Origin of the sequence: Bifidobacterium choloepi (assembly GCF_010667615.1) — a bacterium.
GTDB classification, from domain to species: domain Bacteria; phylum Actinomycetota; class Actinomycetes; order Actinomycetales; family Bifidobacteriaceae; genus Bifidobacterium; species Bifidobacterium choloepi.
On record NZ_VYSG01000001.1, the window covers coordinates 95196 to 116578 of the forward strand.

Genomic DNA, 21383 nt, shown 5'->3' on the forward strand with positions numbered 1-21383 from the left:
GGCCGGCCACGGTCATGCATGCGTGCGGCGGTACGGAGACTCGCGACGGGAAGCATGTGCATCGGGGGTGGACTGTTGGCTGCCGGCTGAATGCGCAAAAACGGCGATGACACGACCGAAAACACAAAATAGCACAAGAAATTTTGGCGATTCTGACGAGGACGCCGAAAAAAAGCTCTATCATAGATAATCAGGCGCGGACGCAGTCGCAATCCGTGCACACTTACAACAAACCTTAACGATACGGTAGGACTTGATGGCTGAAGGCAGTAATGGAAGGCGCCGCTTCTCGGACAAGTGGGGCAAGCACGAACTGGACGTTCTCGCAGTGTTGTCGTCCGCTTTCCCCCAATGGCTCACCTCCCGTCAAATCGCGCAACGCGTGAAGGCGTATGCCGATTCCTACGGCGAACTCGCCGACCAGGCCGCCAAGGCGGCCTTCGCCAAGCAATTCCAGCGCGACCGCGCCAAGCTCGCGGCGATGGGCATCGCCATCGAGTCCCGCCAGCCCGAATACTCGTCGAAGTCCGAGGGCCAGGACTTCGCCTCCTACCGGCTCCAGCTCGGCGACGAGCCGCGCATCCGCCTGCGCTTCATGCCCGAGGACATGCCGGTCCTCGCCGCCGCGAACTACCTGGCCCGCTCAATGTCGATCTCGTCGGCGCCCGACCAGAGCCAGCAGCAACAGCACGCCTCGCGCACGGCGCCGCGCGTGCCGCAGACGCCGATGCCGGGCCTCGGCCTCGACTCGATCGCGCCGGGCCTGGGCACGCAGCATATTCCGGAAAACCTCGTGCGCGAGGTCGATTCGCGCCGCTTCGCCGCGACGATCGACGTCGACGGCGAGCACATCAACGTCGCCTATAGCGATTCCGACGACCTGGCGATGTTCGTCCTCGAGCATCCCGGCGCCGTCATCGTCAGCCCGCAGGAGGCGATCGACGCCTACCGTCGCCGTCTCGTCGCGGCCACCGAGTTCCAGCTTGCCGACACGTCGGCCGAACTGTCCTCGTCGGCCAGCGCCGTCAGCCCGGAGGCGATCAGCTCGGCCACCGGCGACGACGAGGAAGACGAGGAGGACAGCGCCAAGGCCCACGGCAAGAAGGGCGCCTTCCAGACCGGCAGCGAAGTCGACCGGCGCCTGCGCCTGATGCTGTTCCTGTCCGCCCATCTCGGCGAGGAATACTCGCTGCAGGAACTCGCCGTCCGCTTCATCGGCAAGCCGAAGAACGAGGACGAGCTCAAGAAATTCGTCACGACGATCCACAAGGACATCAACACGCTGACGACCGTCTCCGACGACGGTGAAATGGCCGGTTCCCAGTTCTTCGACATCGACTGGTCGCTGCTCGACGCCGAGGGCATCGTCTCGGCGACGAACTCGCTCGGCCTCGAGCGCCTCGCCGGCATCTCGCCGCAGTACATGAGCATGCTCACCGCCTCGGTCAACTACCTGGCGCATTCGCGCCTGCTGCCGCCCGAACAGCGTGACCAGGCACGCGACCTGCACGAACGGCTCAGGTCGCACGTCGCGCCGGGCGCCACGCCCTGGGTGAGCCTGACGGGCTACGAAGTCGAGCCGCACGCCTTCTCGACGGTCAAGTCGGCCATCGACAACAAGAAGCTGCTCGACATGGAATACACCGACGGTTCCGGCCGCATGCATCGCCGCATCGTCGCGCCGGGCAAGATCTACGCCGACGAGGGCCTCTACTACGCGGCCGTCTGGACCGACGTCGAGGACGTCGTCCCGGACAACAAGAAGCTGCTCGTCGCCAAGGACGAGACGATCAACAAGGCGACCGGCAAGCCGCGCATCTGGCAGATCCTGCGCATCTCGCGCATCGAGCACGCCGAGATCGTCGACCCGACCGGCGACATCGCGATCCCGGACGTGCCGGTCTCCGACCTGCGCAAGTGGAGCGTCGACAACGGCACGCCGGCCATCTTCATCACCGACCAGCCGCACCTCAAGTTCATCCGCACGCTGACCGACGCCTCGGTCGAACCGTGCGGCGACGGCGTCAAGGTGCACGTCACCGTCCAGTCGGATTCGTGGTTCGTGGCGTTCTGCATTGCTCACGCTCGGCATATTCTGGCCGTCGCGCCCGAAACGCTCCGTACAATGATAGTGGCGCGCGCCCAGCGCGAACTGAGCGTGGGGGACAGGGAAACCGAGCGCCAGCGTCACTAGGACGAATCACAGGAGGTGGCAACCATGCCGGGTTGGATTTGGTGGATACTGGTCGCGTTCCTGATCGTCATGCTGGTCATCGGCGTCGTCTACGTCGTCAGGCATGCGCTCGGCGCCATGCACAAGCTCTCCGCCGTCGGCGGCAAGGTGTCGGACCGGGTCTCGCAGATGGGCGTGGATCCGGACGCCGTGGCAACGGCACCGGAGGCGCCGATCTTCACGCAGCCGCTGTCGGTCGCCACCGAACGGTATAGCGACGCCCACGCCGAGATCATCGAACAGCGCCAGGCGCGCCGCGAGCGCCACATGGCCACCTGGCAGCGGTGGCTGCATTTCAACGACTAACATCATGACGGCGGAGGAATCGTTGCAGGCAGGCACGATTCCTCCGCCGAATGCTGTCCGAACCAATTAACGAATTCCGAGGTCGATCATCCATGGCCAAGCACCGTCATCACAGCAAGTCGAACCGCAACGGCGACGTCGAGCCCGAGGAGCGGGAAGAACGCGAGCCGAGCCCGGCCGAACGCTACCGGACGTTCCAGGACGTCAGGCGCCGGCGCGCGTCGATCGCCGGCAAGTTCGCCGACAAGATGCCGTTCGAACTCGACGACTTCCAGATGGAAGCCAACGAGGCGCTCGAGGACGGCCAGAACGTGCTCGTCGCCGCACCCACCGGCGCCGGCAAGACCGTCGTCGCCGACTTCGCCGTCTTCCTCGCCCAACAGCAGAACGCCAAGGCGTTCTACACGACGCCGATCAAGGCGCTGAGCAACCAGAAATACCACGATCTCGTCGCCGTGTACGGTCCGGACAAGGTCGGCCTGCTCACCGGCGACACGTCGATCAATTCCGAGGCGGACATCATCGTGATGACGACGGAAGTCCTGCGCAACATGCTCTACGAACAGTCGACGACGCTGCAGGCGTTGCGCTACGTCGTCCTCGACGAAGTCCACTACCTCGCCGACAAGTTCCGCGGACCGGTGTGGGAGGAAGTCATCATCCACCTGCCGAAGTCCGTCAGGATCGTCGGACTGTCCGCGACGGTGTCGAACGTCGAGGACTTCGCGAAGTGGATCACGTCGGTGCGCGGCGAGACGAAGCTCGTCGTCTCCGAACACCGTCCGGTGCCGCTCGACCAGTACATCATGGTCCAGCAGGACGCCCGTACCGAACCCGAACTGTTCGACCTGTATCGGCGCGACGGAGAAGGCGACCAGACGACGAAGATCAACGGCGCCCTCGTCAACCGTCTCGACCAGCTCGACCAGGCGGCCGAGCAACGTCGCGGTGCCGACGAACACGACAAGTCGGCGCGCCGCGGACGCGGACGCCGCGGCGGCGGGGGAGCGGGCCGCGGTCGCGACCGGCGTCGCAACGATTCGCGCTACATGCCGAAGCGCTGGGCCGTCGTTGACGAACTCGACTTCCTGCACATGCTGCCGGCCATTTACTTCATCTTCTCCCGCAACGGTTGCGACGAGGCCGTCGAGCAGTGCCTCAACGCCGGACTCGAACTGACCACCGACGAGGAAGTGGCGCGCATCCGCCAGATCGTCGACGAGATGATCCAGGGCCAGCTGACCCGCGAGGACCTGAAGACGCTGGAATTCGCGAAGTTCCGCTACGCCCTCGAGGAAGGCTTCGCCGCCCACCACGCCGGCATGATCGCGTTGTTCCGCCAGATCGTCGAGCGCCTGTTCGAGGAGGGCCTGGTCAAGGTCGTCTTCGCCACCGAGACGCTGGCCCTCGGCATCAACATGCCCGCCCGCTCCGTCGTCGTCGAGAAACTCAACAAGTACGACGGCACCGGCATCGTCCAGCTGACGCCCGGCGAGTTCACGCAGCTGACCGGCCGTGCCGGACGCCGCGGCATCGACACGATCGGCAACGCCATCGTCGTCGACCATCGCGACTTCAAGCCGGCGACGGCGGCCGCGCTGTCCAGCAAGCGCGTCTATCCGCTGCACTCGAGCTTCAAGCCGACGTTCAACATGGCCGTCAACCTGCTCAACTCGAGCGACTACGAAACGGCGCGCACGACGCTCGACCATTCGTTTGCCCAATGGGAGGCGAACGAATCCGCCTGGAAGCTGGAAGCCAACATCGAGGCGCTGAAAAAGTCGATCGCCGGCTACGAGGACGCCATGCGCTGCGACGAAGGCGACTTCGCCGGCCTGATGCGCATCCGCATGCAGCTGTCCGACCTGCAGAAGAACGAGCGGCGCCGTCTCAAGCACACGCCATTCGCCAACGACAAGGAGCGCAAGGCCGCTTACCACGACCTCGACCGTCGCATCGCCGAACTCAAGGAACGGGAAGCCGACCATCCGTGCCACGCCTGCCCGGACCTGCAGCAGCACCTCAAGTGGGGCCATCGCTGGGCGCGCGAAACGCGCGAGCTCGAACGCATGGAAAACCGCTACGAGACGCGCACCGGTTCCGTCGCACGCCAGTTCGACCGCATCTGCGGCATCCTCGAGACGCTCGGCTATCTCGAACGCACGACGTCGCGCAGCGGCGCACTCGACTACACGCTGACCGAAAAGGGACAGTTGCTGCGGCGCCTGTACTCCGAACGCGACTTGACGCTCGCCGAGGCCATCACCGGCGGCGTGTTCGAGAATCTCAATTCGGCCGAACTCGCCGGCGTCCTGTCGTCGCTGATCTACGAAGCCCGTCGCGGCGCCAGCAGCGAGCCACGCTACTATCCGGGCGGCCCGGACGGCAACGCGGCGACGGCGGCCATCGAGCTCGAGGCCGTCGATGTGCGAGTTTCGTACCGCTGCGAAGAAGCCGGCATGGACATCGAGGACATTCCGGACCTCGACTTCGGCATTCTCGACATCATCTACGAATGGACTGACGGCGACTCGCTGGCCGACGTCCTCGACGACAGCGAACTGACCGGCGGCGACTTCGTCCGCAACGCCAAGCGCCTCGCCGACATGCTCCAGCAGATCTCGGTCGCCCGCGACTACCTCGGACCGGACGGCGACCGCCTGGCCGACGCGGCCCGCGAGGCATTCGACCGCGTCAACCGCGGCATCGTCGCCTACTCCGGAGTCGACTGACGGTTCCACCGACGCGCCGGCGGCGGTCCGGGGGAGCAGCACTCCGGAATAACCTGCACGTCCGAACTGTTCAGTAAGTTTGTAGCGTTAGGAAACTCGAGGAGGAAGAATGGCTGAACGCAGTCTGCGCGGCATGAGCATCGGTGCGAAGTCACTGGAGTCCGACGACAACGTCGACTTCGCGGCGCGAGTCGAGGTGGCATACGTCTGCCCGAAGGGTCACCGCACCATCCTGCCGTTTGCGGAGGGAGCCGAACCGCCGGCCGAGTGGGAATGCCGCTGCGGCGCCGTCGCGCACCAGGAAGACGCCGACGCGACCGAGGCCGACGAAATCACGAAGCCGACCCGTACCCACTGGGACATGCTGCTCGAACGCCGTACCGAACAGGAACTGTCCGAACTGCTGGAAAAGCGCCTGCAGATGCACCGCGACGGCTGGTTCCCCGATTACGAGTGACGACCGCGCAATCCAGACGATAGACCATGACGACAATCCCGCGACGGAAGCGATTCCGTCGCGGGATTGTCTTGTTCGGCCGAGCCGGCAACCCCCTCGAGCTATAGTGGGTGACGGTTCCTTCCGGACGGATACCGGACACGGCGGATCCGGCGGAAGTAGTTTGACGAAAGACAAAGACAAGGTATAGGGGAGAGGCATCCATGGCCCAGCATCCGCAGAAAGTCGTCCTGCTCGATCTCGACGGAACGTTGACGAAATCCGATCCGGGCATCATCGCCTGTGTCATCAAGGCGTTTCAGGCCGTCGGCGAACCGGTGCCCGACGACGCCGAACTCCATCGGTTCATCGGCCCGTCCATTCGCGAATCGCTCAAGCGCAACCACCTGACCGGTGACAAGCTCGAGGAGGCGGTCCGCGTCTACCGTCATTACTACGGCGAGGAAGACTATTTCGACGATCCGAACCATCCGGGCCAGAAAGTGCCGGGGTGCCTGTACAACACCGTGTATCCGGGCATTCCCGAACAGCTCGCGAAGCTGCGCGCCGCCGGCTATTACCTCGCCGTCGCCACCTGCAAGCCGGAATTCCAGGCCATCCCGGTCTGCGAACATTTCGGCATCGACAAGATGGTCGATGGCATCTACGGTGCTTCGCGTGATTTCTCGCGCATCGAGAAGGGCCAGGTCATCGAATACGCGTTCGAACACATCGGTTTCGACGAACAGGCCGGCGACCGGGCACTGATGGTCGGCGACCGCTGGACCGACGCCGACGGTGCAAAGGAATGCGGCCTCGACTGCCTGGGCTGCGGCTGGGGCTATGCCGAGCCCGGCGAACTGAAAGCGCACGGTTGCTATCGCGTCATCGACCATGTCGACGAACTGTCCGGAGCCGTCGAGGAATACTTCGACAACTGAAACGAATTAACTGCAACGAATCAACCGGGGCGATGAAGCTGACATGAAGTCGGCGACAATCGTTCCGGTTTTCTTGTGCACAACATTATCCGATAATGTACGTTATGTCAGATTAGATATCCGGACAGCTCCCCTCCGGACGATTCCTTTCCGCTTCGCGACCGGTGATCCATCCGCGCTTCCCGCTGCTCTCGTGTCGACAAACGAAACGTCGTCGACAACTGGCCGATGATTCGCTTCCGAATATGGTCCCGTCCAGCAGAATCGTTTCTGACGAACTCAATATGCCTGCAATTATTACTCAGGAACTCTCTCTATATTTCTTTACCGACTTGTAATTCACTGACGACTTGGACAATAAAAATAAACACGAGAGAAAAAGAAATAGTCTTCTGCTATATTCTCTTCCAAAATAAAATTCTCGAAATAAATTATTTTAAATTATACCCAATCAATTATCTCTTGTAAAATATCATGGAAATAAATAAAAGTCTGGCTCTGAAATTAATGGTCAGATTGCGGAAATTGTCGATCATCGACGAAAAATGTTTCCCTTCGTCGGGAAATTACTGTGACAAGTTGCCGGAAATACAGAACGCGGATGGATGGACAGGGGGAGTCACACTCCCCCACCATCCATCCGCGTCGCCTGCGGAAACCTAGAACAGGTCCTTCTGCTCGGTCGTCAGCTGGATGAACGTCTCCACGGAACGCGGATCCTCGTGATCGAGGAACAGGCTCTTGTCGAGGTTCATCGAGGCGATACGGCCCATGTCGCCATCACTGAGCTTGAAGTCGAAGACGTTGAAGTTTTCGGCCATCCGCTCGATGTGCGTCGACTTCGGAATAGTGACGATTCCGCGCTGGATTTCCCAGCGCAACATCACCTGCGCCGGCGTCTTGCCGTATTCGCGGCCGATTTCGGCGAGCTCCGGATTCGTAAACAGGCCGTCCTGGCCTTCGCCGAACGGCGCCCATGCTTCCGGCTGCACGCCGTACTTCTCCATCCACTTAACGGCTTCGGTCTGCTGACACAGCGGATTGATCTCGACCTGGTTGACCATTGGCTTGATCCGGTTGAATCCGCACATGTCGACGAGCCGGTCCGGTTCGAAGTTGGACACGCCAATCGCGCGGATGCGGCCTTCCCCGTACAGGTCCTCCATCGCGTGCCAGGTGCCGTAGTAGTCGGAGAACGGCTGGTGGATCAGGCACAGGTCGAGGTAGTCGGTCCTGAGCTTGTCCATCGACTTGAGGATCGATTCCCTCGCCTTGTCGTAGCCGGCATTGTTGATCCAGACCTTCGTCGTCAGGAAGATGTCGCCGCGGTCGACCTTGCTTTCCTCGATTGCCTTGCCGACCTCGGCCTCGTTGAAATACGCCTGTGCGGTGTCAATGGAGCGATAACCGACTTCCAGCGCGTCGAGGACGCACCTCGTGGTCTCTTCCGGCGGAATCTGATAGACGCCGTAGCCCAGCATCGGCATTTTCACGCCATTGGCCAATGTCGTATAGTCCATACCCAACCTGCTTTCTGCCTTGGTTCGCGTCGTACTCGTGTTGCGGCGCCATGTACTTTGGCATTGTAGTCGGCTTGGGCATGGACCATGCATGCTTTTGCGGAGGCAATTTGCCTTCGGTGATGAAGGGAATCGCGGCGGCCCCGGAATACCTAGACCGTTGCGGTGTCCTCCCCCGGGTTATCGGACGGCTTGCTGCCCTTGGCTTCCGGCTTGGCCGTGCCTTGTGTAGTCGCCGTGTAATACAGGGGGTTGGACGGGCGGCAGGATGTCATCCGCCGATCAGGAAACGCAGTTCAAGTTCGTCTATGCCAGTACCGGCTGTTTCGGCATGATCCATCACTGGCTGATGAACGACAATGCCGGCAGAAAGGCCATGGACACGACGGCACTGGCGCGCCTGATGACCCAGTTCACGTCGGGCGTGAGGAAATAGCGTGAGCTGCCTTCGCACTACTCCCCTATGTACAGCCTTCCAAATTCCCTTCCCAGGACAATCTTGACGGCGACGACGAACGCGAGCATGCCGAACAGCAGGTTGCCGAGCATGATCAGGATCGCGACGGCCGGCTGCGTCTGCAGCGACGAGAAGGCGTCGCCGGCGAATGTCGAGAATGTCGTCAGGCCGCCGCAGAAACCGGTGACGAGCAGTCCCTTGACGCCAACCGGCACGGCGCCGGCCTGCATCCACCCGAGCATCAGGCCGAGCACGAAGGATCCGGCCAGGTTGACGAGCAATGTGCCGTAGGGCATGCGCCAGCCCGTTTGCCGTTTCGGGTTGAAATGGTTTGAACTGATGTCGTGCAGGATGCCGCCGCAGAAGGCTCCGCCGGCGACCGCGAGAATGTTGAGCCACATGGTGCCCCAACCTAGCGAGTCGCCTTGACGGAGCCTCTAGCCATTGCCGGCGGCTTCCTTCCACGAGCCGCATTGGACAACACGGCGCCGGGAAACCCGACGTTCGGGGTGCATCTTCACGCGGGCGGCACCGGCCGGAACGGCGGATTCGATGCACGAGAACGATGGACTTACTGGCGGTAGTAGGAGAAGAAGTTCGTCAGCTTGCCAACGGCGTCCTTCAGCACCTCCACGCGCGGCAGGTAGACGACGCGGAAGTGGTCGGGCTGGTGCCAGTTGAAGCCGCTGCCCTGCACGATGAGCAGCTTCTCGTTGTTGAGCAGGTCGAGGGCGAACTGCACGTCGTCGGTGATATGGAAGCGCTTGACATCGATCTTCGGGAAGATGTAGAACGCGGCCTTCGGCTTGACGGCCGTGATGCCGGGGATCGAATTCAGCGCCTCGTAGACATACTCGCGCTGCTCGTAGATGCGACCGCCGGGCACGATGTAGTCGTTGACGCTCTGGTGGCCGCCGAGCGCCGTCTGGACAATCGACTGCGCCGGCACGTTCGAGCAGATGCGCATGTTGGTGAGCATGTTGAGGCCCTCGATGTAGTCTGCACCGATGCGCTTGTTGCCGGACAGGATCATCCATCCGATGCGGTAGCCGGCGATCATGTGCGACTTGGACAGCCCCGAGAACGTCACGCAGAACAGGTCCGGCGCCATCGACGCGATCGAGACGTGCTCGAGGCCATCCATGACGAGGCGGTCGTAGATCTCGTCGGAGAAGATCATCAGCTGGTGTTCGCGGGCCAGGTCGACAATCTGCTGGAGCACTTCGCGCGGATAGAGCGCGCCGGTCGGATTGTTCGGATTGATGATGACGATCGCCTTCGTCTTGTCGGTGATCTTCGAGCGCATGTCCTCGACGTCCGGATACCAGTCGCTCTGCTCGTCGCAGACATAGTGGACGGGCTGGCCGCCGGCCAGTGTCACGCACGCGGTCCACAGCGGATAGTCGGGGCTCGGCAGCAGTACTTCGTCGCCGTTGTCGAGCAGCGCCGACATGCTCAGGTTGATCAGCTCGCTGACGCCGTTGCCGGTGTAGATGTCGTCGATCGTGACGTTCGGCAGGTGCTTGAGCTGGGCATATTGCATGATCGCCTTGCGCGCCGAGAACAGGCCCTTCGACTCGGAGTAGCCTTCGGTGTGCGGCAGCGCATGGGCCATGTCGTAGACGATTTCGTCCGGCGTACGGAAGCCGAACGGTGCCGGGTTGCCGATATTGAGCTTGAGGACGTGGGTGCCGGCCCGTTCCATTTCGGCTGCCTGCTGCACGACGGGTCCGCGGACGTCGTAGAGAACATTGTCGAGCTTGTGGGACTTGCTGAACGTACGCATGCCGGGACCTTTCTCAGTCAATTCGGTGAAATCGGGTTCAAGTTCAGATTTGATAGTAAGTTCAGGTTCAGACGAGAGTTCAGTTTCGTCTGGTTCAACTTCGTCATGGAGTTCAATATTGAACTCTTCCAGTTCGTGTTCAATATTCTCGCGCGTTTCGGTCTGGACGCCGTCGGGCAACGGCACTCGATACTCGTCGTCGACGGATTCGGTCACGCCGCATGGCGCGTCATGCGAATCGTCGCTCGTTGTTGCTGAAGCCACCGTGGCATCGTCGGATTGCGGCTCGGCAAGCGAGACGCCCAGCAGCAGTTCGAGGTCATGCACCATTGCGCGTCGCGGCTCGAACTTGCCGTTGAGATATTGGGACAGCTGGCTCTTGCCGAGCTTGACTCCCCCGGCTTCGGCGAGCTGCAGCAAGTCGACCTGCTTGAGACCACGGTCGTGCATGGCCCGGTTCAATCGTTCAGAAAAATCCGGCATTGTGCTCCTTGCCATCGCGGTGTGCGCATGGATGAATCATGCGAGTTCAGTTCGTCGGAAGAATTGAACTTTCCTCACCCTAACACAAGCCGCGCATGTGTTCAATCAGCAAGTTCAATGCTGCGCCTGAGAGATAATTTATACCGTAAATGAATAATGATTCACCGTGTAAACAATAAAAAGCGATCAGTTCTGCACTCTGCATTGTTCAGGATTAAAAAATGAACTATTTTACAGTGTTAAATTGAACTATTTTACGCTAGAAACAAGTTGGCAGGGAACGATTCTCCCGGCCAAGTCGTTGCGCGGAATCAGCGTCAGAGCATGTTCTCGCTCAGCCACGTGGCGACACCGTCCTCGTCGTTGGCCGGGCAGATGTCGTCGGCGATCTTCAGGACTTCCGGATTGGCGTTAGCGACGGCCACACCGGTGCCGGTCAGCTTCATCATGTTGATATCGATGAGATCGTCGCCAAACGAGACGGCGTTGGCGATGTCGACGTTCCAGCGGTCGGCGATGAGCTCGGTGGCATGTTCCTTGTTCGCCAGCGGATTCATGATCATCCACATCCAGCCCTCGGAAATATGGACGTCGAAGTCCGACGGAATCAGGCCGGCGAGCTGCCTGGCCTGCTCCGGCGTCGGGAAAGCGATGACCTTGTCGGCGGTTCCGGCGGGCACGTCGCGGAAGTCGGTCGGCGTCCACGTCTGCGTCGCCCAGATCTTGCCGATGTTGAAGTTGGCGTAGCGCACGTCGCTCATGACGATGGCCAGATGGAGGTCCGGAACGGCGGACAGCAGGTCGAGACACAGCTCGCATGCTCGCTTCGACGAGAAACCGATGACCGTCATCGCCCGCTCCCCCAGGTCGCTAGTCGGCTTCTTCTGTCCGGTCAGCGTCTCGAACGTCGAATGGGCTGGATCCCAGTCGATCAACGCGCCGTTCAGGTAGATGACGGCGTCGGCGCGCAGCTTGCGCGCGAACTCGAGACCGGTGCTGACCGGTCGCGCCGTCGCGACGACAAACGGCACCTTCTTGTCGTGCAGCCGGTCCACGGCCTCGATGGACTTGTTCGACAGGAACCTGTCCTCGAACACTTCGGCGTCATGGAGCAATGTCCCGTCGAGATCGGCGAAGACCAGCGGCGAATCGGGAACAACGGTCATGACGGTATCCTCCGGACGAATCGGCAACGATGAATGGAACACCAGCCGGCGGCAACCGGCCATACCTGTCATCGTAGGAAAAAGCCTAGATTATCGTCGGACGAAGCAGCTTCTCCGAGATATTCACCTCTCCCCTCCTGTTCTCCAGTAGACTTGGAACCTCAACAGCGAAGTTGATTCATTTTTTCCGTCTTCGTCGTCGGCAGCATGTGGCCTGCCAGTCGCAGGACCGTTGGGAACGGTTCGGGGAAAGGAGGAGGTCTTTGGATTCCATCGACCATATTGGTGTCCGTCCGACGTTCTATGTCGGCTGGGATGTTCGCCGTGCCCGTCCTGTCGTCAACATTGTCGATCTCAAGCATCGTGTCCGGGATCGCCTCGACATCATTGCGCCGTCGTCGGCCGCCGAGGACCGCCGCGTGCGACGCGCCATGTTCGATGGGCCGCCACCGCCGGACGGCACCGTCGCCGTTTGGAATCTCGAGGTGCCGTTCGCCATGTTCACGCCGGCGGAAGTGCGCCGGTTGCGCCAGGACGTCGGGTATTACGGACGCCATTGCGGCATTACCGATCCGATCATTGAACTCATCGTCGAGGCGGTCGAACAGTCAGCATTGTCTGAATCGGTTGAATCGTTCGAATTATCCGAATTGTCGCAGGAAACTGTTCCGGTAGCCGGTCATGGACGTCACCGTCGGCCGTCGAACGATTCATCTGCTTTCCGGAGGATAAGTCATTCGAACGATTCGGTCTCCGCGGCGAGTGGCGACGAACGAGACGCGCGACGGCTGGAACGCGAGTCGATGCTCGAGACGATGGGACAGCTCGCCGAGCACCTCGCCCAGATGACCGCCGATTTCCAGGCGAGTCAGCAGCTCAACGATGAACATGACGCGCAGCAAACGGTGCTGCAGGAACGCAACCGGGAACTGAACGAATGCGTGATGTCGCTGCGCGACGAAAACAAGCGGCTGCGTCGGGCGCTCGGCCAGCGTGACATGGGGTGTATGGACGAAGCCAGGCGTGCTGTGCTGCGCGAGTTTGCCTGCGGCAAGCTGCCCGACTTCCTCATCGCGAAGAAGAATGGCGGCTATGGCGAAGTCGATCGGCAGATCGTCGAGTTCTTCGGCGAGGTGTACCGCGACCGGATGTTCATTGCCGACCGTGGCTGGGACAGCATCCGCGACTGCCGTACCAATCCGAAGACACTGTGGCGCGGCCTGTTGATGATGTGCGAGCCGCTCCACGAAATCTACATGTCGACGACGGCAGGCGAACCGGTCGGCAACATCGAACAGTTGTTCCTCGACCATCCCGGTAGGAAGTCCGGATTCGAAGTGACGCTCTGTGAGGGCCGACTGACCAACCGCGATCCGGAACTCGTCCGCAAGCGTCGCATCCGTGTCGACGGACGCGAGTTCGACATTACCCCGCACTTGAAGACCGGCACGAAGAACGACGAGTCGTCCCTGAGGATCAACTACGCCTGGGACTACGAGCGCCGGCGGCTGATCATCGGCAACATTGGCACGCACATCCCGAACTACACGACGAAGAGCGACAAGTCTGTCCGGTAATCTTCGCCGGGGGGGGGCGGGAGGAATGACATGCAGACTAGTCGGCGACGTCCTCTGCCCCGGTGCGCCTCGAACGCGGCTCCCACTCGCCGGCCAGGAATTTCAGCGCAAACCGGATGACGCCGTACAGCGCGACAGGAGCGACAACAGTGCCGAAAACGACGGCAATCAACATTCCCAAGACAGTCTCCTCAGATGCGAGTTTCTCTCACTGGACAGAGTACCCCCGGAGGGGTGAAAACTGGCAGATGATGACCGGACTTTCACGACGTCCGACGTCTGCGCCGGAGCAAGCAGGTTCCATGCTCTCCTCCCGGTCCGTTGAACTGTCGGAGAATTCCGCTCGCCGGGAATGACGCCCACTGTCTAGAATGACGTCAACGGCAAGGAGCACCATCATGAACGATTCTTCCGCATCAACCAGTCGCGGCCACGTCAACGATGACGACGACGAACCGGAATCCGGCGCCCCCGAAGCTGTTCTCGATGCCGTCGAGGACAAGCTGGATCACACGTCGGTGGACGATGTCAAGCATGATTTCTCCTCCATGCTGCATGGTCTCTCCGGCGAAGCCGCCCGCATGCGTGACGATCTGGACTGACTACTCCCTGTTCTCCCCGGAAGTTAGCGACCTCCCTGCCAGAGACGCCAGATGCCGAGCCAGCCGAGCAGCGTGAGCATGAAACTGTGCCGGTCGGCCCACGATTCCCGCGGCACTTCAACGATTGTCTCCGGAGAACCCGGAATGGTGCCGATCACCTTGCCCGACGCGGGATTGCCGTCGACAATCATGTCGTCGATGCGCATTGTGCAACCGTCGGGCATGACGACGTCGCCGGCGTGCATCAGATGGAGAATCAACGCGGCTGCCGCGCACTGGAGCGCGTCTGCCGGATTGAACGTCAGATGGTGGTCCCGCGCGATGGCGGACAGGTCCGCATATTCCACGGAACTATTCGCGTCGACGTATTCGGTCATGACGTCCCGGACACGGTCGCGCGGCACGGCAATGCCAACGCGGCCAAGGAACGGCAACACGAAGGCGGCGTCGAACACGATGATCTCTCCGGCATGCTCGACGGCGGAGCGCAGCGTGCCGAGATCCTCGGTGGTCGGCATCGCCAGCGACCCGACGATGGTCCGGGCGGCGCCGTTGACGACGCCGAGCCGGCGGATCGTGTTCGTGAAGGGATCGTCGCCGGTCGTCTCGATCGCGATCGCGATGGTCCGGCCTGGGCTGCCCGCAGTCGGCAGCGCATAATCGATGGCAGTCTGGCCCATGGCTCCCCCGCTTTGTCATGCCGTCGTCGTTGACGGTAACCCGGACCGAAACCATCATGTCTCACCGGTTCGGTCACCTATGCGTTCCATTGTCCACGACCATCGTCGACGGTGTCAACATCGGCATCGACTCGCGAACCGGCGTCAAACTGCCGATGTCACAAGCCCGAGTCAAGGAGCACGGACCCCGTGACACCGGAAAATGGGCGCGATGAAACGCAAGAACCCGGGATCTTCCATGATCCCGGGTTCTTTGTCGGCGTTGGTTGTGTGCTCAGGAGAGATTGAACTTGGCGAACAGGCCGAGGGTGATGATGATGGCGACCCAGATGAGGGCGATGATCACCGTCCAGCGGTTCAGGTTCTTCTCGGCCACGCCCGAGGAGCCCGCGTTCTGGGTCAGGCCGCCGCCGAACATGTCGGACAGGCCACCGCCCTTGCCCTTGTGCATCAGGATCAGCAGCGTGAGCAGCAGGCTGAGGACGACGAGCACGATCTCGAGAATGAGTTTAACTACACCAATAGCGCTCACAGGGGAACCTCCAGTTTGAAATGTCTGCTCCAACAATAGCGCATGGTTGGTAGAAATTCCGGCCATTCTTGTAAAGAAGCGACAAAAATCTGTTCAGATCAACGGTATTTTCATGCTCTCGCCATCTGCGCGGTGGTCGCCAGGGTCTCGCGGCAGATGCGGGTGAGCTCGTTGACGTCGAGGGCGGCACCGCCGATCAGGAAGCCGTCGACGTCCGGTTCGCCGATGAGCTCGACGGCGTTCTTCGACGTGACCGAGCCGCCGTAGAGGATACGCACCTTCTCCCCCACCTCGGGACCGAATGTCGCGGTCAGGTCGTCGCGGATGGCATGGGCGGCGTCCTGGGCGGACTGCGGCGTGGCGACCATGCCGGTGCCGATCGCCCAGACCGGTTCGTAGGCGACGATCATCCTCGCCGCCTCCTCGTCGGACAAGTCCCTCGTGACGTCATGGACCTGACCGACGGCGAAGTCGAGCTCGATGCCCTGGCGGCGCTCCTCGTAGCTTTCGCCGACGCACAGGATCGGCTGCATGCCGTCCGCCAGCACGGCGCGGACCTGGTCGACAATGTTGGCGTCGTCTTCCGGATGGTACTTGCGGCGTTCGGAGTGGCCGACGATGACATACTTGCAGCCCAGCGCGGCGATCATGTCGGCGGAGACGTCGCCGGTGAACGCGCCCTGCGACGTCACGGACACGCTCTGCGCGCCGTAGTTGATCTTGAGCCGGTCGGCCTGGACGAGCACCTGCACGCTACGCAGCGACGTAAAGGATGGAAACAGCGCGACTTCGCACTTCCTGTAGTCGAAGTGGCAGTCCTTGAGATTCCAGGCGAACTTCTGCACGAACGCCGTTGCCTCGATATGGTCGAAATTCATCTTCCAGTTGCCCGCGACCATCGGAATCCGCCGGTTTGGCTGCGCCATGGATGCCACTCCCCTTCAACGAATGCGCCGGCGACATGCCTCGGGGCACGTCGCCGGCAATGATTTCGGCAGGATCGTGAACGATTCCTCCGTCGGGAAGAATCGTTCACGTCAAGCCGCTGCCGGCACGAACGCCGGCTAGCCGACGGCTGCTTACTCGAGCACCGTCAGGCCCGGCAGGGCCTTGCCCTCGAGGAACTCGAGCGAGGCGCCGCCACCGGTGGAGATGTGCGAGAAGCCGTCCTCCGGGAAACCGAGGTTGCGGACAGCGGAGGCCGAATCGCCGCCGCCGACGATCGTGAAGGCGCCGGCCTTCGTCGCGTCGACGAGCGCCTGGGCGACCGCGCGGGTGCCCTCGGCGAACTGCGGAATCTCGAACACGCCCATCGGGCCGTTCCAGACAACCGTCTTCGAATCGACGATCTTGTCGTGGAACAGGTCGCAGGACTTCGGACCGATGTCAAGGCCCATCATGTCGGACGGAATCTGGTCCGCCGGCACGACCTGCGGATCGATCGGAGTGTCGCCCGCCGGGAAGCCCTTGTTGACGACGATGTCGACCGGCAGCACGAGCTCGACGTTGTTGGCCTTGGCCGTCTCGATGTAGCCCTTGACCTTGTCGATCTGGTCTTCCTCGAGCAGCGACGTGCCGACCTCGTAGCCCTGGGCCTTCAGGAACGTGAAGACCATGCCGCCGCCGATGACGAGGCGGTCGGCCTTGGTCAGCAGGTTCTCGATGACGCCGAGCTTGTCGGAGACCTTCGAGCCGCCGAGCACGACGGTCAGCGGGCGCTCCGGGTTCTCGGTCGCCTTCGACAGCGCGGTGACTTCCTTCTCGACGAGCAGGCCGGCTGCGGCCGGCAGGTCCTTGGCCACGTCGTAGTTGGAGCCCTGGGCGCGGTGCACGACGCCGAAGCCGTCGGAGACGAAGACGTCGCCGAGGGCGGCGATCTTCTTCGCGTACTCGGCACGCTCGGCCTCGTCCTTGCTGGTCTCTTCCGGGTTGAAGCGGACGTTCTGCAGCAGGACCACGTCGCCGTCGTTCATCGCGGCGACCTTGGCCTGGGCGTCCGGACCGTAGGTGTCCTCGGCGAGCACGACGTCGGTGCCGAGCAGCTCGGACAGGCGCTTGGCGACCGGCGCGAGCGACAGCTCCGGGACGACCTTGCCCTTCGGACGGCCGAGGTGGGCCATCAGGATGACCTTGGCGCCGTCCTTGCGCAGCTCCTCGATCGTCGGCAGGGCGGCCTTGATGCGGCCATCGTCCGTGATGACGGTGCCGTCCAGCGGGACGTTGAAATCGGCGCGGACAAGCACGCGCTTGCCCTTGAGATCTCCCAGATCCTTGAGTGTCTTCATGTAGTTGTTCCTTTCCAAAGCCCGGGCCGCGGTCCATGCCGGACATGCGCCGTGGCGGGGCGGTGTGTGGAAATTTCGGCTGTGCAGCGCAATTGCCATGCAATGCACGGCACACAGTACCTACCTTACAGCACTGGACTATACAGCCCGAAAAGCACGGAACACCGCATTCGCCCGAGAACGAAGCGGTGTTCCGTAACAGATTGCGGCGTGCCCGGCGCGAGGTCCTAGCGCAGGGCCGGCGTTTCGCCGTCGGCGCGGTCCATGTTGTCCAGCTGCGGCAGCGGCTTTTCCGGCAGGATGTCGGGAATGTCGGCTTCGGAGACCGGTTCGGTCGGCGCCTCGGTGGCCGGTGACGTGGCGGCGTGGGCGCCGTTGGCGCGCTCGGTCTTGTCGGCGAGCTGCAGCAGGCGGCGGATGCGGCCGGCGACGGCGTCCTTCGTGATCGGCGGGTCGGCGAGGCGGCCGAGCTGCTCGAGGCTGGCGTCCGGATGGTCGAGGCGCAGCTGGCCGGCGGCGCGCAGGTTCTCCGGAATCTCGTCGCCGAGCACCTCGAAGGCGTGGCGCACCTTCTTGCCGGCCTCGGCGGCGGCCTTGGCGGAGCGGCGCATGTTCGCGTCGTCGAAGTTCGCGAGACGGTTGGCCTTGCCGCGGGCCTCGCCGTCGGAACGCTTGCCGGTCCATTCGCGGGCCGCGTTCGGGGCGCCCATCAGCAGCAGCATGCGTTCGATGGCGTCCGGATCCTTGAGCGTCACGCGCTCGGAGCTGCGCAGCTGGCGCGGCTTGGCGCTGATGCCGAGTCGGCGGGCGGCCTGCGTCAGCGAGACGGCGGCCTCGCGCGTCGGACAGACGATTTCCAAGTAGCTGGCCTTGCCCGGGTCGGACAGGCTGCCGTGCGCCAGGAACGCGCCGCGCCATGCGGCCTTGACCTGGGCGATGTTGCCGCTGACGATGTCCTGCGGCAGGCCGAGGACGACGTGCTTGCGCCGGTCGAGCAGGCCAGTCTGCAGCGCCAGCGCGGCGCCGCCGCGCTCCACATGCACGACGTAGCGCTTGATGACGCCGCCGGACGGCGTCGGACGCTCGATCTCGTTCATGGCCGCGTCGTGGCCATACAGCGTCTTGATGGCGGACTGGAGCCACTGGGCCGCCTCGTAGGAATCGAATACCGCCTGGACGACGATCTGTCGCTGAATGAGTTTCAGCCCACCGCCAAAGCGGATCATCGCCGTCGCCTGTGCCTGCCTGGCAGCCGGCATCTCCCCGGTGATTCCGGACAGCTCCCTCTTGACATCATCCAGAAGTGCCAAAGAACCTCCCGCAGTTGCTTTCATGCGTCGACCGGGCATGATTGTCCGATCGCGTCTTTCCGTGTCTTGTGTCATTACTCGAGTGTCGCCGTGCCACGGCGTGTCGCGCACGGCACCGACTCTCTGTAATACCCAATAACTCGGACATCGTCCAGCGTGCCGCCCAGTATTCGGGCCCGACGGACGCTGTTTTCGGACATCGTCGACGGGCTGCGCCGCCGGTCGGCTGACTGGATCCTCTCAGCCTACAGCAACGTCACTTATCCTGCCTATCCAGCTCACGAGCTGAAACGGTCACCGACAGTCCGTGACGGCGCAGGCGTTCGGCGAGGGCCTCGCTCATCGCGACGGAACGGTGCTGCCCGCCGGTGCAGCCGACGGCGATTGTCACGTAGTGCTTGTCCTCCTTCGCATAGCCGCGGACGGCCAGCTCGATCGCCTTCTCGTAGGCGTCGAGGAATTCGCCGGCGCCGTCGCTGGCGAGCACGTAGTCGGCGACCGGCCGGTCGCGTCCGGTCATCTCGCGCAGTTCCGGCACCCAGAACGGATTGGGCAGGAATCGCACGTCGGCGACGAAGTCGGCGTCGATCGGCAGGCCGTACTTGAAACCGAAGCTGAAGATGTGCACGGAGACGCTGCCCTGCGTCGATCCCATCATCGCCGTGTACAGCTTCGTCGACAGCTGGTGGATCGACAGCTTCGACGTGTCGATGACGATGTCGGCGCGCTCCTTCAGGTTGCCGAGCAGTTCGCGTTCGGCGGCGATGCCGTCGATCAGGCGGCCGCCGTGCTGCAGCGGATGCGGACGGCGCACCGACTCGAAGCGCTTGATGAGCACGTCGTCGGAGGCGTCGAGGAACAGGATGCGCGTGCGCACGCCGAGATCCTCGAGATGGCTCAGCACCGCGGACAGGTCGGCGAAGTAGGCGCGGGAACGCACGTCGATGACGGCGGCGAGCCGGTGGACGGTGGACTGCGACGCCGTCATCATGTCGACAAGCGGCACGAGCAGCTTCGGCGGCATGTTGTCGACGACGTACCAGCCCATGTCCTCGAGCGCGTGGGCGGCGTGGGAACGTCCGGCGCCGGACATGCCGGTGATCAGCATGACCTCGAAGCCCTCGGCCGGGGCGCTCGCGTTCGCGAACGTTTCGGTCACCGTCGTCGGCCTGAGCGCGGCCATCTGCATCGTCTCGCTTCCCTCGTCCGTTCCGTCGGTCACGATCGGCAGGAATGTCGCCGTATCCGCTGTCAGCGGACCGTCGTTGTCGTCGTAGTCGACCATCGTCACAGTGCCTCCTCCAATGCCGTCGTCATCGCCGCTTCCAGCGCGGCCTGCCGCGCCGTCCGCGCGACGTCACCGTCTACCTTACCGCACCGGTCGCAGTCGAAGTCCGGATCGTCGCCGGTCATCAGCTCGACCTGCGCGACGGCCTGGTACAGCAGCATCCACTGGCCGCCGATCGCGCGGCCGCCGAGCCGTTCCCACGCCTTCATCAGCCGTGTGGGCCGCGGATCGTAGACGACATCGAGCAATGTGCCGGAAATCTCGACGTTCGCGTTCTCGCCGGCGAGACGGTCGAGCTGGCGGACGACGAGGCTGTCGGCGACGGAATCGGCGCCGGTACCGGGAATCGTCGAGACGACGACGTCGGCTTCCAGCAGCGGATCGACGACGTCGTCGAGCGTGACGACGCGGAAGCCGTCGAAGCCGAGCCGCTTCGCCAGGGCGGCCAGCTCCGGGTTGCGGTCGGGGTGGCGGGCGCCGACGGTGAGCCGTTTGATGCAAACGTTTGCGAACGATTCGTCCGATCCGGCCATTCCGTTCATCATCGCGAACGCGGCCAGCGCGGACGTCGCCGTGTTGCCGTTGCCGAGGATGACGGCCGATTCGGCATGGTCGAGTCCGTGTTCGGCGAACGCGCGGGCGATGCCGTAGACGTCGGTGTTGTACAGCTTCATTGCCGGCAGGTCGCTGCCGGCCGGCGACGTGCCGTTCCAGTCGAAGACGACGGTGTTGGCAACGCCGAGCTCCTTCGCCCAGCGGCTGGCAGGCTCGCCATATGGCTGGATGGTCTTCTTGAGCGGCATCGTCAGGCTCAGTCCGGCCCACTGCGGATCGAGCGACGCGAGGAAGCCCGCGAGGCCATTCTCGTCGACGTCGTCGCGGCCGTATGTCCAGTCATCCAGGCCCAGTGCACGGTAGGCGGCGTTGTGCAGGACCGGCGAAAGCGAATGGGCGATCGGATGTCCCAGCACCGCCGCCCTGCGACCCTGTTCCCGCCTGTCATCGACCATCGTCATGCCGTCCTTTCCGCCGTTCGGATTCGTCGTTCC

At 62.8% G+C, this 21383-nt stretch carries 19 protein-coding genes and 1 pseudogene; 8 read left to right on the forward strand and 12 right to left on the reverse strand.

The window, feature by feature from the left end:
* The first annotated feature begins 256 nt into the window (after nucleotides 1-256).
* The 5 genes from F6S87_RS00475 to F6S87_RS00495 all read left to right on the forward strand — a co-directional run bounded on the left by F6S87_RS00475 (nucleotide 257) and on the right by F6S87_RS00495 (nucleotide 6648).
* The gene (locus F6S87_RS00475) at nucleotides 257-2194 is read left to right on the forward strand and encodes a helix-turn-helix transcriptional regulator (RefSeq protein ID WP_163226729.1); all 1938 of its coding nucleotides are present in this window, start codon (nucleotides 257-259) and stop codon (nucleotides 2192-2194) included.
* 24 nt (nucleotides 2195-2218) lie between these two features.
* Nucleotides 2219-2539 (forward strand): hypothetical protein, encoded by a 321-nt coding sequence (locus F6S87_RS00480; protein ID WP_163226730.1) that lies wholly within the window; start codon nucleotides 2219-2221, stop codon nucleotides 2537-2539.
* A 92-nt stretch (nucleotides 2540-2631) separates the two neighbouring features.
* Entirely contained in the window at nucleotides 2632-5271 is a 2640-nt protein-coding gene (locus F6S87_RS00485; RefSeq protein WP_163226731.1) for a DEAD/DEAH box helicase, read from the forward strand.
* Nucleotides 5272-5380: 109 nt separating this feature from the next.
* Nucleotides 5381-5728: an RNA polymerase-binding protein RbpA gene (locus F6S87_RS00490; RefSeq protein ID WP_163226732.1), complete on the forward strand. Its 348-nt coding sequence runs from the start codon at nucleotides 5381-5383 to the stop codon at nucleotides 5726-5728.
* 203 nt (nucleotides 5729-5931) lie between these two features.
* The gene (locus tag F6S87_RS00495; RefSeq protein WP_163226733.1) at nucleotides 5932-6648 is read left to right on the forward strand and encodes an HAD hydrolase-like protein; all 717 of its coding nucleotides are present in this window, start codon (nucleotides 5932-5934) and stop codon (nucleotides 6646-6648) included.
* Nucleotides 6649-7307: 659 nt separating this feature from the next.
* Here F6S87_RS00495 and F6S87_RS00500 read toward each other — a convergent pair.
* On the reverse strand, nucleotides 7308-8168 hold the full coding sequence (locus F6S87_RS00500) for an aldo/keto reductase (RefSeq protein WP_163226734.1): 861 nt from the start codon (nucleotides 8166-8168) through the stop codon (nucleotides 7308-7310).
* A 268-nt stretch (nucleotides 8169-8436) separates the two neighbouring features.
* On the opposite strand from F6S87_RS00500, the gene F6S87_RS00505 reads away from it, so the two are divergent.
* Nucleotides 8437-8604, forward strand: a complete 168-nt coding sequence (locus F6S87_RS00505) for a hypothetical protein (protein WP_163226735.1) — start codon at nucleotides 8437-8439, stop codon at nucleotides 8602-8604.
* A gap of 17 nt (nucleotides 8605-8621) precedes the next feature.
* Here the strand turns inward: F6S87_RS00505 and F6S87_RS00510 are convergent, their stop codons facing one another.
* From F6S87_RS00510 to F6S87_RS00520, 3 genes are all read right to left on the reverse strand, one after another.
* The gene (locus F6S87_RS00510; protein ID WP_163226736.1) at nucleotides 8622-9026 is read right to left on the reverse strand and encodes a fluoride efflux transporter FluC; all 405 of its coding nucleotides are present in this window, start codon (nucleotides 9024-9026) and stop codon (nucleotides 8622-8624) included.
* Between the two features lie 170 nt (nucleotides 9027-9196).
* The gene (locus F6S87_RS00515) at nucleotides 9197-10894 is read right to left on the reverse strand and encodes an aminotransferase class I/II-fold pyridoxal phosphate-dependent enzyme (RefSeq protein ID WP_163226737.1); all 1698 of its coding nucleotides are present in this window, start codon (nucleotides 10892-10894) and stop codon (nucleotides 9197-9199) included.
* A 317-nt stretch (nucleotides 10895-11211) separates the two neighbouring features.
* Complete coding sequence (locus tag F6S87_RS00520; RefSeq protein WP_163226738.1) at nucleotides 11212-12060, reverse strand: HAD family hydrolase; 849 nt, start codon at nucleotides 12058-12060, stop codon at nucleotides 11212-11214.
* A gap of 263 nt (nucleotides 12061-12323) precedes the next feature.
* On the opposite strand from F6S87_RS00520, the gene F6S87_RS00525 reads away from it, so the two are divergent.
* Nucleotides 12324-13637 carry a hypothetical protein gene (locus F6S87_RS00525; protein ID WP_163226739.1) on the forward strand — a complete coding sequence of 438 codons (1314 nt, stop codon included), beginning with the start codon at nucleotides 12324-12326 and terminating at the stop codon, nucleotides 13635-13637.
* A gap of 37 nt (nucleotides 13638-13674) precedes the next feature.
* Here F6S87_RS00525 and F6S87_RS00530 read toward each other — a convergent pair whose 3' ends face one another.
* Complete coding sequence (locus F6S87_RS00530; protein WP_163226740.1) at nucleotides 13675-13818, reverse strand: hypothetical protein; 144 nt, start codon at nucleotides 13816-13818, stop codon at nucleotides 13675-13677.
* A gap of 217 nt (nucleotides 13819-14035) precedes the next feature.
* Between F6S87_RS00530 and F6S87_RS00535 the strand changes: the two genes are divergently transcribed.
* Complete coding sequence (locus F6S87_RS00535; protein ID WP_163226741.1) at nucleotides 14036-14239, forward strand: hypothetical protein; 204 nt, start codon at nucleotides 14036-14038, stop codon at nucleotides 14237-14239.
* A gap of 23 nt (nucleotides 14240-14262) precedes the next feature.
* Here F6S87_RS00535 and F6S87_RS00540 read toward each other — a convergent pair whose 3' ends face one another.
* From F6S87_RS00540 to F6S87_RS00570, 7 genes and pseudogenes are all read right to left on the reverse strand, one after another.
* On the reverse strand, nucleotides 14263-14919 hold the full coding sequence (locus F6S87_RS00540) for a hypothetical protein (RefSeq protein WP_163226742.1): 657 nt from the start codon (nucleotides 14917-14919) through the stop codon (nucleotides 14263-14265).
* Nucleotides 14920-15193: 274 nt separating this feature from the next.
* Nucleotides 15194-15442 carry a preprotein translocase subunit SecG gene (gene secG, locus F6S87_RS00545; protein ID WP_163227505.1) on the reverse strand — a complete coding sequence of 83 codons (249 nt, stop codon included), beginning with the start codon at nucleotides 15440-15442 and terminating at the stop codon, nucleotides 15194-15196.
* A gap of 119 nt (nucleotides 15443-15561) precedes the next feature.
* Entirely contained in the window at nucleotides 15562-16377 is an 816-nt protein-coding gene (gene tpiA, locus F6S87_RS00550; protein ID WP_163226743.1) for a triose-phosphate isomerase, read from the reverse strand.
* A 153-nt stretch (nucleotides 16378-16530) separates the two neighbouring features.
* Complete coding sequence (locus tag F6S87_RS00555; RefSeq protein ID WP_163226744.1) at nucleotides 16531-17736, reverse strand: phosphoglycerate kinase; 1206 nt, start codon at nucleotides 17734-17736, stop codon at nucleotides 16531-16533.
* Between the two features lie 377 nt (nucleotides 17737-18113).
* A pseudogene (gene whiA / locus F6S87_RS00560) lies at nucleotides 18114-19046 on the reverse strand (DNA-binding protein WhiA); the annotation flags it as partial.
* A 256-nt stretch (nucleotides 19047-19302) separates the two neighbouring features.
* On the reverse strand, nucleotides 19303-20229 hold the full coding sequence (rapZ, locus tag F6S87_RS00565) for an RNase adapter RapZ (protein ID WP_163227506.1): 927 nt from the start codon (nucleotides 20227-20229) through the stop codon (nucleotides 19303-19305).
* A gap of 104 nt (nucleotides 20230-20333) precedes the next feature.
* Complete coding sequence (locus tag F6S87_RS00570) at nucleotides 20334-21350, reverse strand: shikimate dehydrogenase (protein ID WP_231129292.1); 1017 nt, start codon at nucleotides 21348-21350, stop codon at nucleotides 20334-20336.
* Nucleotides 21351-21383: the final 33 nt, after the last annotated feature.

What these genes read in the sequence shown, in the direction of transcription:
- F6S87_RS00535 (WP_163226741.1), top strand. Translation starts at nt 14,036, where the DNA reads ATGAACGATTCTTCCGCATCAACCAGTCGCGGCCACGTCAACGATGAC.
- F6S87_RS00475 (WP_163226729.1), top strand. Translation starts at nt 257, where the DNA reads ATGGCTGAAGGCAGTAATGGAAGGCGCCGCTTCTCGGACAAGTGGGGC.
- F6S87_RS00540 (WP_163226742.1), bottom strand. Translation starts at nt 14,919, where the DNA reads ATGGGCCAGACTGCCATCGATTATGCGCTGCCGACTGCGGGCAGCCCA.
- F6S87_RS00495 (WP_163226733.1), top strand. Translation starts at nt 5,932, where the DNA reads ATGGCCCAGCATCCGCAGAAAGTCGTCCTGCTCGATCTCGACGGAACG.
- F6S87_RS00485 (WP_163226731.1), top strand. Translation starts at nt 2,632, where the DNA reads ATGGCCAAGCACCGTCATCACAGCAAGTCGAACCGCAACGGCGACGTC.
- F6S87_RS00555 (WP_163226744.1), bottom strand. Translation starts at nt 17,736, where the DNA reads ATGAAGACACTCAAGGATCTGGGAGATCTCAAGGGCAAGCGCGTGCTT.
- F6S87_RS00500 (WP_163226734.1), bottom strand. Translation starts at nt 8,168, where the DNA reads ATGGACTATACGACATTGGCCAATGGCGTGAAAATGCCGATGCTGGGC.
- F6S87_RS00510 (WP_163226736.1), bottom strand. Translation starts at nt 9,026, where the DNA reads ATGTGGCTCAACATTCTCGCGGTCGCCGGCGGAGCCTTCTGCGGCGGC.
- F6S87_RS00490 (WP_163226732.1), top strand. Translation starts at nt 5,381, where the DNA reads ATGGCTGAACGCAGTCTGCGCGGCATGAGCATCGGTGCGAAGTCACTG.
- F6S87_RS00520 (WP_163226738.1), bottom strand. Translation starts at nt 12,060, where the DNA reads ATGACCGTTGTTCCCGATTCGCCGCTGGTCTTCGCCGATCTCGACGGG.
- tpiA (WP_163226743.1), bottom strand. Translation starts at nt 16,377, where the DNA reads ATGGCGCAGCCAAACCGGCGGATTCCGATGGTCGCGGGCAACTGGAAG.
- F6S87_RS00505 (WP_163226735.1), top strand. Translation starts at nt 8,437, where the DNA reads ATGTCATCCGCCGATCAGGAAACGCAGTTCAAGTTCGTCTATGCCAGT.
- rapZ (WP_163227506.1), bottom strand. Translation starts at nt 20,229, where the DNA reads ATGGCCGCGCTCAGGCCGACGACGGTGACCGAAACGTTCGCGAACGCG.
- F6S87_RS00570 (WP_231129292.1), bottom strand. Translation starts at nt 21,350, where the DNA reads ATGACGATGGTCGATGACAGGCGGGAACAGGGTCGCAGGGCGGCGGTG.
- F6S87_RS00480 (WP_163226730.1), top strand. Translation starts at nt 2,219, where the DNA reads ATGCCGGGTTGGATTTGGTGGATACTGGTCGCGTTCCTGATCGTCATG.
- F6S87_RS00515 (WP_163226737.1), bottom strand. Translation starts at nt 10,894, where the DNA reads ATGCCGGATTTTTCTGAACGATTGAACCGGGCCATGCACGACCGTGGT.